The organism is Burkholderia sp. Bp8986 (genome assembly GCF_003854225.1).
Lineage (GTDB): Bacteria > Pseudomonadota > Gammaproteobacteria > Burkholderiales > Burkholderiaceae > Burkholderia.
The window spans coordinates 1-2,142 of record NZ_QTQM01000129.1 but is presented as its reverse complement, the minus strand read 5'-3'; the positions used below and the strand labels follow the sequence as shown (position 1 = coordinate 2,142).

Below are 2,142 nucleotides of genomic sequence, written 5' to 3'. Positions count from 1 at the left end.
CATCGAAGTATGAGCAGAGTGAACGGATTGGCCTGCAACAACGGTGGCAAGTCTCGGCATCCACGTTACGGACGGCGTCGGGATATCCCGGCCAAACCCCTATCAGCGATCACCAGCCACCCACCAGGCCCGGTGACAACACCCCCCGGATCATGACTGCGACTGGGGGCGAGAATCATGCCGGGCCTGGCTGGCCAAAGCCCCAATTATCGGGGCGTGAAGATAGTAACGGGGCGTCGCATCTCGAACGCATGCGCAAATCTGGCAATCTCATATACGAATAACTCAACCTGAGGCAGCTTGACTCATAAATCGAAACGCATTAATAAGAGCCTCAGGACCAGTTGCCCGAAAGGCATAATCAATCGCCTTGAAAATCTCTTCGTACTGCACCGCCTCGCCGCGATGTTTGTCGGGGTGGAAGTGGCATTGCAACATTTTGCGCATCAAATCTCGCTCACCCGGCGTCTCCGCTAACTCAAAACAGGCATAGAAATCCCGCTCCCACGCGGCCTTCGTCCGAACCTTGCTTGCCGTCACCGGTATGTCTGCTTGCTCCCTTTGTCCTATCGTTTTTCCGGGCAATCGGCCAGCGCGAATCTCCGCCGCCCGTCCGCGGGCTTCGCTAACCTTGTCTGGCAGGCCCACCACCCCATAGCGCAAAAGCGCTCCCGATTCGCTCGTCTCGATCGCTGCGACAATGCTTTCACCGCTCGGCGAGGCATAATTGACCCCCGACTCCTTAAACATTCGAGCGAGGGACTCAAACTCATGATCCTTGAGGGCTTGTTTGTGGGCATTCATGGCCCTCTCATAAGCATCTGCCGCTTGTTCCCAGGCATCAGCTCCAAACATGAATTGCCCAGCCTGCAAGAATGTCCGAGCAGCCGCCTTGCTGTTAATAGCAGCTAGAACGTAATATTCATTCAGTATGCATATATCTGCCGTCCGTTGATAGGCCTTGGCAGCCAGTTCCATGGTGCAGGAGGAAAGCGCAGACTCCCCCCCTTTTTTGTAGGCAGCCGCAGCCAACTCCAAAGCCTCCCCAGCGCGATCTGGGCGTCCTGCCTTTTCGTAGAGCTTAGCTGCCTGCACGTACGCCCTAGCCGAGAGATTGAATATATCGTTCCGCAAAAAAATTCCCGCCAGGCGGGTCTTAATCTCGTCCCCGGGAAGGCCCACGTGAGTCAACAGGGAAACTATGCAGAATGCAGTATCGAACATGGCATAGCTGTTGTCCGGCTTGGGCTGCAATTCCGCCAACCATTCGAAAATCGAACGGCCAGCGTCTGACTGGCGCAGCAGATTTATAGTCTCAAACCATGTGATGCCCCCCTCCACAAAGCATCCGGCCTTCAGCGGAACCCGAACCTGTATACTTGGAAACGTCAGAAAAATCTGACCTGATTCAGATACTCGTGGCTGTGCCAGCATGCTTTCGCGATACTTCGGCTCCAATCTCTTAAGCAGATACCGCGTGTGTTCCCCAATTTTTTTTTGTTCGCCCGTCGACTCCAAGTAAGCCTCGCCTTCGGGATAGGATGCAATATGGCATAGGGTCAAGGCTTCCAAGATCTGTGCCTTGGCGTAACCGTTCCACCAGTCTATAACTTGGTCAAATTCACCACACCTCGTCAGTTCTTGCCGAAACTCTTGAATCTTATCAATTGTATCGAGACAGGAGGCGCTGGCAATTATTCCTGCCCTTCGGTCACTGAGTCGCTGACTCGGGTAACCACGTAGCGGCAAGGAATAGGAAATCTTGGTAGTCAAAGGCACTGAAGCTCCTTTACGAAATGAGGCGTATGATTGAATTTGTCCGATACAACCTGAAATTCTGTTCCCGCACCGTGAGTGCCCGTGCTCCGAGTGAGGATTGCAATTCACCCAACGTGGCGGAAACACACATGGAACAATCCCTGTTTCTGTCCGCTAAAACGGCTCGATATCTCAACCAGCCCGGGATGCGCGTCGGGCGGGTGCGAAGTCCGATCCGAACTATTTCCATTGCGATTGGGCGTTAGGGAAACACTGATTTATCCGGCTCGGTGGTCATCGCTGACGCAGTCGAGGACGTTGTAGAAGATAGTTCACGGAACGAACCTACGACGATGAAACGGCAAATGAGCTTTGCGGAAGCGG

1 protein-coding gene is annotated in these 2,142 nt (G+C 53.9%); it reads right to left on the bottom strand.

Annotated elements, in window-relative coordinates; translation table 11 throughout:
- Positions 1-285: 285 nt before the first annotated feature.
- Entirely contained in the window at positions 286-1,773 is a 1,488-nt protein-coding gene (locus DID99_RS36400; protein ID WP_124668709.1) for a hypothetical protein, read from the bottom strand.
- Positions 1,774-2,142 lie beyond the last annotated feature (369 nt).